The 16,535-nt window shown below is 45.9% G+C and carries 10 protein-coding genes; all 10 read right to left on the bottom strand.

What is annotated here, in order from left to right:
* Positions 1 to 91: 91 nt before the first annotated feature.
* The 10 genes from FN124_RS11420 to FN124_RS11375 all read right to left on the bottom strand — a co-directional run bounded on the left by FN124_RS11420 (position 92) and on the right by FN124_RS11375 (position 16,492).
* Complete coding sequence (locus FN124_RS11420; RefSeq protein WP_142684846.1) at positions 92 to 1,306, bottom strand: sterol desaturase family protein; 1,215 nt, start codon at positions 1,304 to 1,306, stop codon at positions 92 to 94.
* A gap of 220 nt (positions 1,307 to 1,526) precedes the next feature.
* On the bottom strand, positions 1,527 to 2,939 hold the full coding sequence (locus tag FN124_RS11415; RefSeq protein ID WP_142684845.1) for an RtcB family protein: 1,413 nt from the start codon (positions 2,937 to 2,939) through the stop codon (positions 1,527 to 1,529).
* Positions 2,940 to 2,952: 13 nt separating this feature from the next.
* Positions 2,953 to 3,684, bottom strand: coding sequence for a hypothetical protein (locus FN124_RS11410; RefSeq protein WP_142684844.1), 732 nt, complete (start codon positions 3,682 to 3,684; stop codon positions 2,953 to 2,955).
* Positions 3,685 to 3,784: 100 nt separating this feature from the next.
* The gene (locus tag FN124_RS11405) at positions 3,785 to 4,849 is read right to left on the bottom strand and encodes an AAA family ATPase (protein ID WP_142684843.1); all 1,065 of its coding nucleotides are present in this window, start codon (positions 4,847 to 4,849) and stop codon (positions 3,785 to 3,787) included.
* A 931-nt stretch (positions 4,850 to 5,780) separates the two neighbouring features.
* Complete coding sequence (locus tag FN124_RS11400) at positions 5,781 to 6,347, bottom strand: DinB family protein (protein ID WP_185937166.1); 567 nt, start codon at positions 6,345 to 6,347, stop codon at positions 5,781 to 5,783.
* A 578-nt stretch (positions 6,348 to 6,925) separates the two neighbouring features.
* Complete coding sequence (locus FN124_RS11395) at positions 6,926 to 8,008, bottom strand: PA0069 family radical SAM protein (protein WP_142684841.1); 1,083 nt, start codon at positions 8,006 to 8,008, stop codon at positions 6,926 to 6,928.
* A 40-nt stretch (positions 8,009 to 8,048) separates the two neighbouring features.
* Positions 8,049 to 9,830, bottom strand: a complete 1,782-nt coding sequence (locus FN124_RS11390) for a MutS-related protein (protein WP_185937165.1) — start codon at positions 9,828 to 9,830, stop codon at positions 8,049 to 8,051.
* 103 nt (positions 9,831 to 9,933) lie between these two features.
* A complete protein-coding gene (locus tag FN124_RS11385) occupies positions 9,934 to 11,364 on the bottom strand; it encodes a glycoside hydrolase family 125 protein (protein ID WP_142684839.1) in 1,431 nt (476 codons plus the stop codon).
* 371 nt (positions 11,365 to 11,735) lie between these two features.
* A complete protein-coding gene (locus tag FN124_RS11380; RefSeq protein ID WP_142684838.1) occupies positions 11,736 to 15,131 on the bottom strand; it encodes a methylmalonyl-CoA mutase family protein in 3,396 nt (1,131 codons plus the stop codon).
* A 641-nt stretch (positions 15,132 to 15,772) separates the two neighbouring features.
* The gene (locus tag FN124_RS11375) at positions 15,773 to 16,492 is read right to left on the bottom strand and encodes an NUDIX hydrolase (protein ID WP_142684837.1); all 720 of its coding nucleotides are present in this window, start codon (positions 16,490 to 16,492) and stop codon (positions 15,773 to 15,775) included.
* Positions 16,493 to 16,535 lie beyond the last annotated feature (43 nt).

Here is a 16,535-nt window from a genome sequence, read left to right as displayed (position 1 = left end):
CCCGAAGCCGGACCAGCGTTGCTATGAATGGTTTAATAGATGTTGTAAACCCTTGATATTGACTCCCGCCGAAGCCGGAGGACCAGTACTGCTATGAACGGTAATAACCATATACCAGCCGCAGGTAATGCTCCTTGAGGTGCGACTGGAAATAAAAAGCCGTGATCATAATTATAGCAGCTGCGCAGAGAAATGCAGGATGAGGCCAAACATAATAACCCGCCAGGCACAATACCAGGTAACGCGCATACTCCAGGTAAAACACCCATTTCTTCTGCTCCATGATAGCGCCACAGTTGATCAGCGTAAGCAGGATCAGCAGGGTAACGCATACCTGTATAAATACCGGCACATAATGCTCCAGTAACAGGAAAGAAAATAATAAAACCAAGGTGGCCACTATCTGCCACAGTACATAATTAAACAGTTTAGGCGCCTCCGTTACATGATTGCGCAAAAGGAACTTCTCCTCCAGGATGGCCCTTGCACCAGGGTCCACATTATCGGGCCTGCCGAAAATGATCCGCAGCTTATTCCTCCACCCTTTCGCCTGCCGGGCAGAATACAACATCTCCAGGATAAAATGAAAATGCTGCCACAAAAAACTATTGCTCTCCAGCGGTTTTGTAAGGCCATACACCGGTTCCTCCTCTTCCTTCACAAACGTGCCAAATAACTTATCCCATATTATAAATACATCTCCGTAATTCTTATCAAGATACTGCGGGTTGCTGGCATGATGCACCCGGTGATGCGACGGCGTTACCAATATATACTCCAGTATTCCCAGCTTACCTATGGTGCGTGTATGAATAAAAAAAGGATACAATCCATGCACCAGCAACATACTGGTGATCATAGCAGGAGGGAAACCGATCACCGGAAGTATAGCCCAGAAACCCGTACGTATAAACGCCTGGAACACGGTAATCCGCGCAGATACCGTGTAATTGAACTCTTCGCTCTGGTGATGCACCACATGCGCACACCAGAAAACGGTAACTTCATGCGCCAGCCGGTGATACCAGTACCAGATAAAATCCGTACAGATCAGCAATGCCACCCACAGCAATACACTGGCCTTAATATCAAAAACAGCAAAGTGCCGGTACAGGTAATCATACACAAAATAAAAAAGCCCTACTGTGAACGTATCCAGCAGACGCTCCGCGATACCTATACTCAGATTGGTAATGGAATCATTAAACTTGAAATAAGTTTTTCCGTTCTTCCGCGCCACCAGGTATTCTAACCCAATAAAAGTCAGGAAAAAAGGAACTGCCAATGCCAGGTAGTTTAAATGCACTTGTTATAATTTTAAAATCCGGAATCCAAATAGTAAGACATAGGCTATTACACGGTGCCAGCCCATGCATAGGTTTATCGGTAATAACTGGTGGTGGTAAATTAGTACAATGATAAACAATAAAATCTAATTATCCTACTATTTTAATAGACTAATAAAAACAGAAGGCGGAAAACAGCTTTCGCCGCTCTCCGCCACCGCTTCATTGCATATATTTTTATCAGTCTTCCGGAGGCCCACCATCAGCCATTCTTACCACTTTCGGTACAAACCGGCCAATCACGTCTACCAGCGATGTTTGCGCCTGCATCACAGTATCAATGTCCTTGTATGCTCCCGGCGCTTCATCCAATCCACCGCCAATAAGCGTTACGCCATGCTCCTGCAACTGCTGTCTTAATACGGCATCAGTGATAGACGCTTTTGCTTTTGTGCGCGACATCAATCTTCCGGCGCCATGTGAAGCTGATTGTAAACTACCCTCTTCACCTTTACCACGCACAATGAATCCAGGCGCTGTCATGGAGCCCGGGATTACGCCCAGCACACCTTTCCCCGCAGGAGTGGCGCCTTTCCGGTGCACAATCACTTCCTTTCCCTGGTACATTTCTTTCCATGCAAAGTTGTGATGATTCTCTACCCTGGCCAGCAAAGTAGCCCCCGTTGCATTGATCAGCCGCTTATGGATCAGGTGATGACAGGCAGAGGCATAATCGCCTGCCAGGTTCATAGCCAGCCAGTACTCCTGCCCTTCTGCTGTATCCAGGTCAAGATAAGCCAGGTGCTTTGCATGCTCCGGTAACGGACAGATCTCCTTTGCCAGCTGCGTATAATGCCCGGCTATCTGGGCGCCCATTCCCCGTGAACCGGAGTGGGATAATAATGCTACATAGTCACCCGGCGCTAACTGCCATTCGTTCTGTGGATCGGTGATAGTTGCAATCCCCCACTCCACAAAATGGTTACCCGAACCGGAAGTTCCGAGTTGACCGGCTGCTTTATCATACAGGTTTTTAACAAAACTGATTTCTTTAAATTCATTTCTTTCCAGCACCGGATCCTCCTCCCTCTTCTTCCATTCCGCACCGGCGCCGAATTTGGTGAAGGTCATCAGTTGCTGCTTATACGATGTTTCGTTGATCAACAACGACTGCACCGGTAAATCCAGTATGCTCAAACACATACGGCAACCGATATCTACACCCACTCCATACGGGATCACGGCATTATCTGCCGCCAGTACGCCGCCAATCGGTAATCCATATCCCTGGTGGGCATCCGGCATCAGCGAACCTGCCACGGCAACAGGCAACCGCACCGCGTTATTTAATTGCTTCACCGCTCCTTCTTCGATGTACGATTCTCCATAAACCGTATAAGGCACCGGGGTTTCACGCAGGGCAATCACTGCCGGGGCCGCAGGCGCCAGCAAACCTTCTGCGATTCCACCCAATATCGCATCCTCTTTAAATGCAGCAGGGTCTTCCAGCACTTTCTTTAATAATTCAATTGCTTCTTCTTCTGTATAATGAGCATAATGCTGCTCAACAACATCCATGGCTACACGAAAAACGGGGCTTTGGGGGTAACCGATCTCCAGTAATGTTTTACCGCTGATTTTTAAATTTGACATAAAGGGTTAATTTTTATTCGTACCATTCCTTCTGCAGCAGTTGCTGCAGGGTATATTTCTTAAACTGGTTCTTTCTTTTATCCTCAGGTAACCATCTTCTCCGGCTTGCCTGCTGGCTCCTGGTGAGCTTCCATATCCTGTGTTCCAGCTGATGACGCTTCAGGTAATTATCCAGCTGATCAATCGCTGAGCTCAGTTCAGGCGCCACCACACGCTGTTTGGTGATCATATTCGGACGTACCTGCAATACAAATCGCCAGGGTTCTTTTACAACAAAATACTTTATCTGGTCAATACCATTTTTACCGTAACGGATCCGTTCTTCAAAACAATTCACCTCTTTTGGGCTAAGCTTCATCTTCTTAAAGACATACTCCGTTGGTTGCAATAAATGCTGCTCTCTTAACACATGTATCTTCCTCCCTCTCCTCCGCTTTTTCACCTTAAAATCTTTACGGTGACTATAATCATATGTGTTAATCTTTTTCAGCAATTCCCGGAAAAAATCTCCGTCCCTGCTTCTCGCTACATCATCACGTAAAACAAAGCTGCGTACATAACCTTTCATGACCGGCGGGTTCAATTCCGTGTATCCCCTGTTTTGCCATGCCTGCCACAACTCCTTCCGTTTCCGCTTATATTGCAGTAATTGTTTGTCGTATTGTTTAAGCGCATCGCGCTTTCTTCTTCTGCCTGTTCTTATCCTTGAGGCAGCTATATAATTTTCGATTTCCTGATTGTCCATAATCAGTAATTAAGTGCTCAATAATGTTTACATCCCTGATATATATGGACAATTGATTCCTTCTCATTTTTTTTGTTTTTTTAAGATGATCAAATAATGCTTACGCGATTTCTTCCAGCACTTCCCTTCTGAAACCGATCACATGCTGCTTGGTTTCAAATGATGGCTCATGCTGGTTAGCGATTTCCGCAACGGTCATAGGTTTGCTGATAACGGTGTCGAAACCCATATGCTTTGACAGCGCCTGCGCTTTAGCTACAGGCAACCGTTTGAACTCATACTTTGCAATAAGCCTGCCTTTGCGCAACAAAGCATTGTCGATGGCTGATAAGTCGCTGTTGAAAGAGCAAACCAGCTGTATATTCAAACAATCTGCCAGTAATCCGTCAGACAGGTTCAGCAGGTTGGATACAGACGAATTCCCGGAAAACTTACGGTCCATGATCACGTTCTCTGCATCTTCTATGATCACCACGCAATTGGGATTATCTATGAGCAGTTCCATGAACTCGGGGTTCATAATATTGTTTGCCAGGTCCGGGGAAACAAAAAGCACCCGCTTTTTTATTCTTCCTATCAGGTAGCGCAGGTAAGTGGTTTTGCCTGTTCCCGGTAAGCCATGCAGCAACACAATGCCCTTATCTTTGTCCTTCTTCAGCCGCTGTTGTATCACTTTATCTATCTCCTTAAAATCATCTTCATAAAACATACCTATATCCAGCTTGGTACGTTTTATTTCCAGGCTTTTCAGTTCCAGTCCCTTGCGCCCGCTGGTAATAAGATTGATCTCATGCGGCTCTCTCCGCTGTTTCTCTTTATAACGTGTAACCATTTCCGTTACCTCCGATATAAATGCAGGAACAGCTCCATTATGCAATATTTCGCACCAGGATTGCCAGAAGGCCACCACACTGTTGTTATTCAGTACAAACAGTGTCTGGTTATGTTTATACTTCTTCTTTTTGTTGTCATAATCAGTATAACGGTGTGTATTTACTATCATGCCTTCATACTTCTTCATAAAAGCAGCAGCGGCCTTGTCGCCATCTACTTCGTAAATATTACTGATATCCGGGATAGCACTGAAATTAACGGTATACACTCCCTTTGGATCAAAATGTTCTCCATCGATGATATCTATGTTGTTATTCATTATATGCTTCATATTTTCCTGGTCGCTTTATTGTGATGATGTCCCTGATGATAAAGATTTCCCGGGACCAGGCCGGGCCCGGGTAAATCGTATTTATCATGGGGTAAATTACAGGTTATCCTTCTGATAACCTGATGATAAGGGGTTAAAAATGCAAACAGAGACGAAAAAAAATATCTTAAAAGGAGATGAAAGCGGAGCAGGATTACTCCGCCTGCCTGTTTTTTATGTACCTCCTCAAATAATCTTTATACTGCCGCATAAAAAAACCCGGCCTGTTTAACACGGACCGGGTTTATAACGTTAACGTATACACTACGTTTTCACATACCTTGTCCGTTTAGCATTCATTGAATCAATGCTATCATTAAACCATTTACTGCGGCGGATTTGAATCCGTTCTGTCATTCCCGGTAAATTCATTATTCTATATATCAATAACAAAAAAGCCCGGATCCAAGGACCCGGGCTGCTGTTATAGTTACAAATATTTTCAATCTACCTGTAAGCATAAAACGCCCGGAATCCGCTATCATCTTGCCCGAGGCAGGATGCTGCGTTGTCCATGTTTAGATTAATGCGTTTCATGTTTATAAGTTTCTTTTATTATCAATTTTAACGATGCAAAGATAACAGGATATATTTTGATTAAGCAAATTTTTAACAAAATATTTTCAACTTTTTTATTTAAGCTTTCCTGAACAGGATTTTCTGATTTTCGAAATCTGAGGCTGCATCAATGACCTGTAGCAGTTTCCTGCTGTTACGCAAATGATTGGCGATTCGTTTTTACCAGGAAAAGAATCATGTGTCACTTATAAAAATGCTGCTGTGTATATCATATCATCTATTCTATAACCCCACTAAAAAGCCGGAAGCAATTAAACTTCCGGCTGTAGTATGATCAGGATTAACAAAAACAGATGGTGGTGGTCGACCTAAGTTATATTAACACCGCGCTTTCTTCAAATTCCTTCTGAAGACGCTGCATCTGGCGGATATGCCGCTCAATATGCTTGGTGAGGAAATAGATGTATTGATAGATGTCCAGTTTACCCAACTGGTTTACAGACATATTGGTAAATACCAGCACTCCTTCCCCGTTTTTCAGCAAAGACAGGTTATACATGCACTGTGCATACTGTTGCTTCAGGAGGGCTTTTATTTCCTGCATATTTTTAAGACCGGTAGGTTCCATATGTTCAGGTCTTACCCAACCAAAGGACTTACTGCCAATGACGTCTATCTGCTCAAATTTATCACGATAATCTCCGGGGACTATCACGGTATGGCCGGTTTTCTTACGTTCCAGCGCACGGCGGGTGCTTTTATTGATGATCAGCAACAGGAAATAATTGGTAAGCGTTATATGCTCCAATACCTCTCTTATGCTCCATTGATCACGATCCGGTTTAAAGTCCAGCAATGCAGGTTCTTTTTCAAACCACTGATCCAACTCCCTGAAATTGGTGAGTAAAGCCTCTCTTACAACTTGAATAACGTTTCTCATCATCTAACGTTTTTTGGGATTATGCACTTTGCTTTTTGCTAATCAAACGGGTTAGCGCATAACATCATTGAATAAATATTTTGTTTGCCATTTTTATGCCGGATTTGTCCATAAAAAAACCCGGCCGTATTTACGGACCGGGTTAAATAATGTAGAGGAGTAATCTCACATTACCGCATACCTTGTCCGTATGGCTTTTTTAAGGCAAAGCCATTCCGTTTACGCCATGAGGCGTATTTTTTTTGCATTACAGTTATCGCTTGAAATTCTTTCAATGTCGTCATTTCATTACTGCTTCAAAGCAAAAAGTCCCACACTTTATCTAGTGCGGGACTTTTGTTTATATCGTTTGATAACTTTTCTCTCGTTAACAATCGGTGCAACACGCCCGCATTCTGGCCTTGACCTGCTTTTGTTCGCAGGCCATCGCTGAAATTTTGTATGTTGATATAAGTTGCACAGTTATTTTTATTCTTGAAGCAAAGGTAATTTTTATTTTTTTTATTACACAAAAAAACACCCTACTTTTTTCCTAGACTTAACAATTAGTTTAAAGTGCAACCAAATATCATTGAAAATCAGAACAGACTTAATTGGGAATTTGGCCGCCGGAAGGCTTCTGTATTGAATTCGAAGCGTTCCTGGTTCAAGCCGTTCTTTTTTGTGTGAATCTTAAACTGCTGCCTGATCAGGTCTGCAATGTTGCCTTCCCCCCTCATCCTTCGTCCAAAATCGCTGTCGTTCACCTTTCCGCCATGCATGCTTTCTATATGATGCCATACTTTATCCGCCCGGTCGGGGAAGTTTTTGTAAAGCCAGTCGTTGAAAATGATCTTCACCGCATCATTGAGCCTTACCACCGTATACCCCGCATATTTGGCCCCGTTGGCCGCCGCAGTTTCTAACAAGCGGGGTACTTCATGGTCATTAAGCCCGGGGATAAGCGGGGCGGTCATAACCCCAACGGGTATACCAAGATCACTCAGCTCCTTTACTACCTTAAACCGCTGCGCCGCGGTAGCTGTACGTGGCTCCATTTTCTGCCGCAACTCCTCCTGCAGGGTGGTAATAGAAACATATACGCAAACCAGGTTATCCTGGGCCAGCTGCTGTAACAGGTAACGGTCTCTCAATACCAGTGAGTTCTTCGTGATGATGCCTACCGGCTGTTTGTATTCCAGCGCCACCTCCAGCAACTGCCGGGTGAGCCACATTTTTCGCTCTACCGGCTGGTAGCAGTCTGTATTCCCCGAAAGGGAGATCGGCTTGGGATCCCATTTCTTATTGTCCAGGAACTTGCGCAACAGCTCGGGGGCATTATGCTTTACTATAATCTTTCTTTCAAAATCAAGACCGGCGCTTAAACCCCAGTACTGATGGGAATTACGGGCATAACAATAAATACAGCCATGCTCACAGCCCTGGTAAGGGTTCATAGAATACCACATCCCTACATCAGGACTATCCACCTTATTAACCAGGTTCTTGGCATGTTCCTCAAACACCTGCGTAGGCACATCCGCCTGCCACCATTCATCAATACCTTCGGCATGCTCCTGCGCATATTCGTCTGCCAGGTACTTATTCCTGGGATTAATCTGTGCTCCGCGCCCTTTATAATATGGATTCTCCGGTGCGCCCTCCTGGAATGGCAAAGTCATACACTAAATATTTTAGTAAAAATACTAAAATATTTAGGATTTAAATAATTTCCATTTGTTTCATCAGGAAAGTTGCATTCTTATTCCTGGCAATGCCTTCCCGGATGCGGTAATCAAAGAATAGATGGTTGTCCTGTATGGTGCTTTCAAAACAGTAATTCCTGATCTGCCCGGGATAAGCTGCTTCCAGTTGTCCCAGCTCCAGGTCGTGCGTGGCAATCATACCCAGGCAGTCATACTGCAGGAAGTGCTCTATCAGGCTGCGTGAGCCGGATAGCTTATCCTCAGAATTGGTGCCTTTGAGAATTTCATCTAACAAAATAAATACCCGCGCACCGGTTTTAAGATGCCGGATAATATGCTGCAACCTCAACAATTCTGCCTGGAAATAAGAGGTATGACTGGCTATGGAGTCCTTGATGCGCATGGAGGTCATGATGCGCATAGGGCTGAATACAAAATGGGATGCACACACGGGCGCACCGCACATAGCCATCAAAAGATTGGACCCCACGCTCCGCAGGAAAGTACTTTTGCCCGACATATTGGAGCCCGTAATGATCAGGAAATGATCCTTCCTTCCGACAGCCCCGTCGTTCGTTACGCATTCACCTGCGGGGATCAGCGGGTGCCCCAGCGCCTCCGCTTCCAGGATGCGTCCTTCTGCCTGTGGCGATGGCCAGGAAAATTCCGGGTGGTTAAATGCGTAAGTGGCAAGGCTGTTCCAAACTTCCAACTGGGTGATCACATCAAACCAGCCGGTAATGTGCTGTTTATGTTGTTCCTTCCAGCGCTCCAAACGCAGAATGCAGTGCAGGTCGTACAGTGCGAGGGAATTAAGTGCCAGTCCTACTAATAGGTTCAGCCGCTGATCAAAGGCATTGCAGATCTTCGAGAGCTGCCGCAATGCGACATCTGCTTCTTTTGCTTTTTCCTGTTGCTGATGCAATAAGGCGGATTTGCCAAAACTGCCGGTTTTTATAAGATGTAATAAAACAGAGAACTTATCCAGTATCCGTTCTTTATGGGAAATAAGTACATACTGCGCCATGATCTTCTTCTGACTGCTGCCAAGGAGCAGCCAGTTCAACATGATCAATATCAATAACAGGGAATACCTTCCGGTGGTGGCGTAAAGTATAATAGAACCTGCTACCAGTAAGGGACTTAGCCAGATGACCAGCTTTATAAACCTGTTGTGCAAAAAATGAAACGGCATATCCAGCCATGCACTGATCTCACGCCGGTCGCTTTCTTCCTCCTTTGCCAGTATGGCATTGGCCGTAAGTTGCTGCCTGAACTCCACTTCGGGGGTCAGTACCTGTAAAGCCTCCTGTGTGGCCAGTATAGCCTGGGTATCTTCCAAAGGGTTCTTCAACGCCGTTGCCAGCTGCCGCCGGCCCGATAAAGTACCCGTGCGGTTGATATGCTGAAAAATGGAAGCCGGCCCGAAAACATCCAGGTCGCTGCTGAAATCATGTTTATCATCTATAAACTCATTGCCCTCATCGAAGGCCGACTGCCCCGTGGTTACCAGCGCCAGCTCCTTCTCATTCAGCTCCAGCAGGGATTTATAGAGTTGTAATTTTTGCAGCGCTTTGGAATACCATAACAGGAATACCATAAATGCGATCATACCTGCAACTGTAAGCAGCAACCACTGGGCCTGCCAGCCATTCCTGAAAAAGAATACCACGCCGGCTACCATCCCGAGAAAACTGGCCAGCCGCGCCCACGACAGGCCGGCGGTTGAACGCTTCTCTTTTTTTATCGCTTCCTGGAACTGCCCGATCCGCTGCCGGTATATATCTGCTGGTATCATCTGTCTGCTGTTTATAACTAAAAAAATCAGGGATTTTATGGTATATGTTCGCAATATATTGAACATAAGCCACAAAATCCCTGACAGGAATATTCCGGATTGTTTATGCGTATTGTCTCTTCAGCAGGTCAGGATATTCCTGGCTTACTTTCAGGATCAGCTCTCCGAAAAGGGTGTTCACCCAGGCAAACCACGGACGGGTGAACTTAGTCGGGTCATCTTTGTGATAAGATTCATGGATAAACCCGGTATCGCCATCGGTGTTGCGTAATGTTTTAATACAAGAAGCTATTTCCTCTTTATCATGACTGGTTAAAGCTCTCATGATAATACTCATTGGCCAGATATAATCATTACCGGTATGCGGGCTGCCCACGCCATCGCCATACTTGCCACGGTAGAACCAGGGCTGGAAATTGCTCCATACAAAGTGACGGGAAGCCTGGTACAAAGGATCATCAATGCCGGTATATCCCAGGTAGGGAATAGACAACAGGCTGGGCACATTGGTATCGTCGAGGAACAAACGGTTGCCGAAGCCGTCCACTTCAAAGCCATACATCATACCCAGTTTTGGATGTTCCACAATAGCATGTGCTTTAATAGCGCGGTCTACCTCGTCTGCCAGTTGTGTGCACTCGTGCGCAAAGGCAGCGTCTTTATAAACTACTTCGCTGATCTCCGCCAGCTGACGCAGCGATACTACGGCAAACATATTGGAAGGGATCAGGAAAGGAAACACCGTAGCATCATCAGAAGGACGGAAGATAGATACGATCAGGCCTACCGGTGAAATGGGATTACCCCAGCCTCCGTTGGCAACGGTATCAGACTGTACGGGCGAATTCCGCTGAAATTTGTAAGGACCGTGGCCGTCTTTACGTTGCTGCTCCTTAAATGTTTTCACGATCAGCTGGGCTGCCTGTTTGTATTTATCATCAAAAGGCGTGTTATCACCGCTGATCTTCCAGTAATTATAAGATAAGCGTACGGGGTAGCACAGCGAATCAATTTCCCATTTACGCTCATGCAGCTCAGGCTTCATGGTGGTCAGATCCTTATCCCATTCGCTGCCGGTAGGGCCTTCATTAAAGGCGTTGGCATACGGATCAATGAGGATGCATTTCGTTTGCCGGTTGATAACACCTACCACCATTTCTTTCAGTTTGGCATCATCCTTTACCAGTGGCAGATAAGGCCATACCTGGGCTGAGGAATCGCGCAGCCACATGGCATTGATATCACCGGTGATCACGAACGTGTCGGGCCGGCCGTTTTCTTTTTTAAAGTTAACCGTTGTATCGAGCGTGTTAGGGAAACAGTTTTCGAACAGCCATCCCAGTTTGGTGTCAGCGATCTGGGATTTCACCTTTACAATTGTTTTTTCCACCGCTTCGCTGGTGAATTTCCGCTTTGCCAGGGGCGGGCGTTGGGAAGTATACCCATTCCAGCCAAATACTGTTTTGGGCAATCCAAGCCCAACTACGCCTGCTACCAGGGCGCTGTTCTTAAGAAAATCTCTCCTTGCAACCATAACGTTTTTTGAATTTAGGAAACCCTAAAATAGAAAAGTTTTATGGATTTGCTTAAACGATTTATCAATCATCGTCCTCATCAGCGGCCGGAAACTTCACAAAAGCGCTTCTTCCGGGCGCCAGCATCAGTTGCGGGCTTTTTGATGCGCTGCGCCTTCGGCGCGCGAATTTTGTCTGACTCAGGATTAAACTGATTACGCTGATTACGCTGATTTGATTTTTTGGATTTTATAACTGATTAAAAAATGATTTGGGGAGACATAAGCGAATATCCGCTTAAATCTCCCCAAATCATTTTAAATCATTACAAAATCAAATCAGCGTAATCAGCGTAATCAGTTTAATCCTGAGTCAGACAAACTCCGCGGCGTTACATATTCCTCCGGTACTGCCCTCCTACTTCGTACAGCGCGTGCGTGATTTGCCCTAACGAGCAATGCTTCACTGTTTCCATCAGCTCTGCAAAAAGATTGCCGTTGCTTACCGCCACCTGCTGCAACTGCCTGAGCGCTGCCGCACTCTTCTGCTGATGCCTTTGCTGAAACGCTTCAAGCGTATGTATCTGGAACTCTTTTTCTTCCGTGGTGGAGCGGATCACTTCCGCCGGGATAATGGTAGGCGATCCGTTTTTATTCAGGAAAGTATTTACACCTACAATAGGGAATTCGCCGGTATGTTTCAACGATTCGTAGTAAAGGCTCTCCTCCTGTATCTTATTACGCTGGTACATTCTTTCCATGGCGCCCAATACCCCACCGCGTTCGGTGATGCGATTGAATTCCGCCAGTACGGCCTCTTCTACCAGGTCGGTAAGCTCTTCTATGAAGAATGAGCCCTGCACCGGGTTTTCATTTTTAGCGGTACCCAGTTCCCGGTTGATGATCAGTTGTATAGCCATGGCCCTTCTCACGCTTTCTTCAGTGGGCGTGGTAATGGCTTCATCATAAGCGTTGGTGTGCAGGGAATTGCAGTTATCATAGATCGCGTACAGCGCCTGCAACGTGGTACGGATATCATTGAAATCAATTTCCTGTGCATGTAAACTGCGGCCGGAAGTCTGAATATGATATTTGAGCTTCTGGGAACGGTCGTTCCCCTTGTATTTATACTTGATAGCCTTGGCCCAGATGCGGCGGGCAACACGTCCTATCACCGCATATTCAGGGTCCATGCCGTTGCTGAAGAAAAAAGACAGGTTAGGTGCAAAATCATCGATGTTCATACCACGGCTCAGGTAGTACTCTACATAGGTAAAACCGTTGGCCAGGGTAAACGCCAGCTGTGTAATGGGATTAGCGCCGGCTTCTGCAATATGGTAACCGGAAATACTTACAGAATAAAAATTGCGGACCTTTTGGGTAATGAAATATTCCTGTACATCGCCCATCAGTTTTAATGCAAATTCAGTAGAAAAGATACAGGTGTTCTGCGCCTGGTCTTCCTTCAGTATATCCGCCTGCACAGTGCCCCGCACCGTACTGAGGGCATGCGCTTTGATCTTTTCATATACGTCTTTATCCAGTACTTCTTCTCCCGAAATTCCCAGCAGCTCCAAACCCAGCCCATCATTACCCGCGGGCAGGCTGCCGTTATAATGTGGCAACGGATGATCTTTAAATTTGGTACTGATAAGCGCCTTTACTTTTTCTGTAAGTCCCTGCTCCCTGATATATTTCTCACATTGCTGATCAATGGCAGCGTTCATGAAAAACGCCAGTAATATTGGCGCAGGACCGTTAATGGTCATGGATACAGATGTTTTCGGATCGCAGAGATCAAACCCGCTGTATAACTTCTTGGCATCATCCACGGTGGCGATGCTTACACCGGAGTTACCTACTTTACCGTATATGTCTGGACGCAGCGCAGGATCTTCTCCATAGAGGGTAACGCTGTCGAACGCGGTAGACAGGCGTTTGGCCGGCTGATCGAGCGATACGTAGTGAAAGCGCTTGTTGGTCCTTTCAGGGCCGCCTTCACCGGCAAACATACGGGTGGGATCTTCTCCTTCCCGTTTCAGCGGGAACACACCTGCTGCATACGGAAATTCACCGGGCAGGTTTTCGGTGAGCTGCCAGCGGAGAATATCGCCCCAGTCTTTGTACTTAGGCAGCGACACCTTCGGAATACGGCTATGGCTGAGGCTCTCGCTGTACAGTGGCAGTTTAATTACTTTGTCCCTCACCTGGAACTCGTAAAAATCCGCCGTATATTTTTTCACCAGTGCAGGCCAGTCTTCCACCAGTTTTTTACATTCAGGATGCAATGATTTTTCCAGGTGGGCCTTTATATCGGACAATGCGGCGGCCGATGCCGGCTGCAGCGCCATTACACCTTCCACCTGGTACAATTGTGTTGCCAGCTTACATTGTTCGTCTACCCATTTGCTGTAATCTGTAATGGCTTCTGCAATTTCCGCGAGGTAGCGTACCCTGGCGGGAGGAATGATCTGTGATTTGGTGGAAGTGGACTTAACGCTTTCATGGGCCATAGGTCCGAAACTGGCGCCGGTTTTCTCTTCCACTTTTTCCATTACCTTTTCAAACAGCAGGTTAATACCGGCATCATTGAACTGGGAAGCAATGGAGCCTACTACAGGCAATTCTTCTTCCTTAGCGTTCCAGAGATTATGGTTACGCTTATACTGTTTGCGTACATCATGCAGGGCATCCAGGGCGCCGGCTTTGTCAAACTTATTGATGGCGATCACATCTGCATAATCGAGCATGTTGATCTTTTCCAGCTGGGAAGCCGCACCATATTCCGGTGTCATCACATACAGCGATACATCACAATAGTCGGTGATAGCGGTATCGCTCTGGCCTATCCCGGATGTTTCCAGGATAATAAAATCATACGCTGCCAGTTTGCAGATGTCGATAGCTTCCTGGATATGTTCGCTGATGGCTTTATCACTTTCGCGGGTAGCCAGTGAGCGCATGTATGCACGCGGATGATGAATGGAGTTCATCCGGATCCTGTCGCCCAGCAAGGCGCCGCCGGTCTTCTTTTTGGAGGGGTCTACCGAAATTACGGCCACGGTTTTATCGGTGGTATGATTCAGGTAGCGGCGCACCAGTTCATCGGTTACACTGCTTTTACCCGCGCCCCCTGTTCCGGTAATGCCCAGTACGGGAGATCTTTCCGGGTCTGCCGCCGTATGGGTAATACGGGCGCCGGCAGTTTCATCTACGGTAACAGCGGTCCTTGTCTTCTGCCCGCTGAGCAGGGATACCGGCATGTCATTTTCAGCCAAACTGATAGCCCTGGCAATCACCTTTGGGTTTTTATCTGCCTGCAGCTGGGAAATATTCTCCTCACCGGCAGATAATGGTTTAACCGCTGTATCACATTGGCGGATCAGGTCTTCGATCATTCCTTCCAGGCCCATTTGCCGGCCGTCGTCCGGGGAATAGAGGCGCGCAATGCCGTAAGCATGCAGTTCCGCTATTTCCACCGGGAGAATGGTACCACCGCCCCCGCCGAATATCCTGATATGACCGCAGCCCTTCTCCTGGAGCAGGTCGTACATATACTTAAAGAATTCCACATGGCCTCCCTGGTAGGAGGTAACAGCAATACCCTGCGCATCTTCCTGGATAGCACAGTCTACAATTTCTGCCGCAGAACGGTTATGCCCCAGGTGAATCACCTCGGCGCCTTTTGCCTGCATAATGCGCCGCATAATATTGATGGCGGCATCATGCCCGTCGAACAAAGCTGCTGCTGTTACAATGCGAACCTTATGTTGTGGTGTATAAGACATATCAATTACCGGATTTTTGACCAGGGCTCCATGCTTCCTGCATGAAAACCACGAAGAATGCAAGTTACGGAAAAACCAGCTGAAATGCCGGCATAGCGCGGGTTTAAACAGAATTAGAATTGATTGAACAGGTTCCTGATCTTATTGCAAATTTTTTAACTGATCCCCAATCGGGTTAGTATTTCCCTAAAACAACTTTCCCCTGTACATTACCTGCACAAGGGAAAGCGTAAAGTAAGACACAAGGCATTAATGCTTAGCAGTCTTATGATTCATAACGTGGAACTATAAAATCAAACGAGTGATAAATGATTTATAGTTTTTCAAGCTTGTTAAATGGAATCTTCTACATACGGTAATAAAACAAACGAAAAATGTTTTTGGCGAACGAGTTAAATTTTGGTTTTATAACTGGTAATAGTTTGCTTCTTAGGATGTGTATATCTTACACAATCTTACTTAAATTTTTGTTAAAAACAAACTTTTTTTTTCTTTTTAGATAGAAAATTAACACAGCCATTTTCCGGTATACATACATCTTCTCAAATCCTTCTTGGTAAAGGATTTCCGCCTCATTTAAATTAACAGGAACAGGGGAGATTTAAAAAGTAAGGGAGAAAAAAATATTATACTGACCATTTCTAAAAGCCTATCCCGAGATACCGCTTCTTTCTCTGATCATATTTATCAAAATTAAATTTATAGAGCTTTGCCGGACGATGTGGTACATCTTCTTCCTCTTCATTCAGATCCATCAGCAAATCCATCGATAAAAACTTCTTCCTGAAATTACGACGGTCCAGCTCCATATCCAGGATAGCTTCATACAGGTTCTGCAATTCGCGCAGGGAAAACTTGCGGGGCAACAGGTTGAAACCAATAGGCTGTACCAGCACCTGCTGCTTTAGCCGCTCATGACAGGTGTCAAGGATCTGCTTATGGTCAAACGCCATTTCACGCAGCTCCTTTACGCTATGCCAGTGCAGCTCATTATTACTCATCTTCAGTTCCACATGTTCAATGTTCACCAGTGAATAATAAGCTACGGTGATCACTCTCCCGGCGGGGTGGCGTTCCACTGCACCGAAAGTCTGCACCTGCTCCAGATACACATTGTCGAGCCCCGTGCGAGCTTTCAGCACCCGGTAGGCTGCTTCATCCAGCTCTTCCTCCGGCCTTACAATATCGCCCAGCAGCGACCATTTGCCCTTGAATTCTTTGAGATCTGATTCTATCAGCAGTACTTTCAGCTCATCATTGTTAAAGCCGAAAATAACACAGTCGACCGATATGGCTACCTTGAAATAATCCTGTATTTCAACAAGGTGTGTGTTGAGGTTCTTGGTGTACATAGACATCATAAAGACGTGGAATTACAGTAAACGTCAGTTTTTCGAATAACGC

Origin of the sequence: Chitinophaga polysaccharea (assembly GCF_902150045.1) — a bacterium.
Classification (GTDB): Bacteria; Bacteroidota; Bacteroidia; order Chitinophagales; family Chitinophagaceae; genus Chitinophaga; species Chitinophaga polysaccharea_A.
Note: the sequence above shows the minus strand (reverse complement) of the source record. Positions and strands in the feature narration are given on the sequence as shown.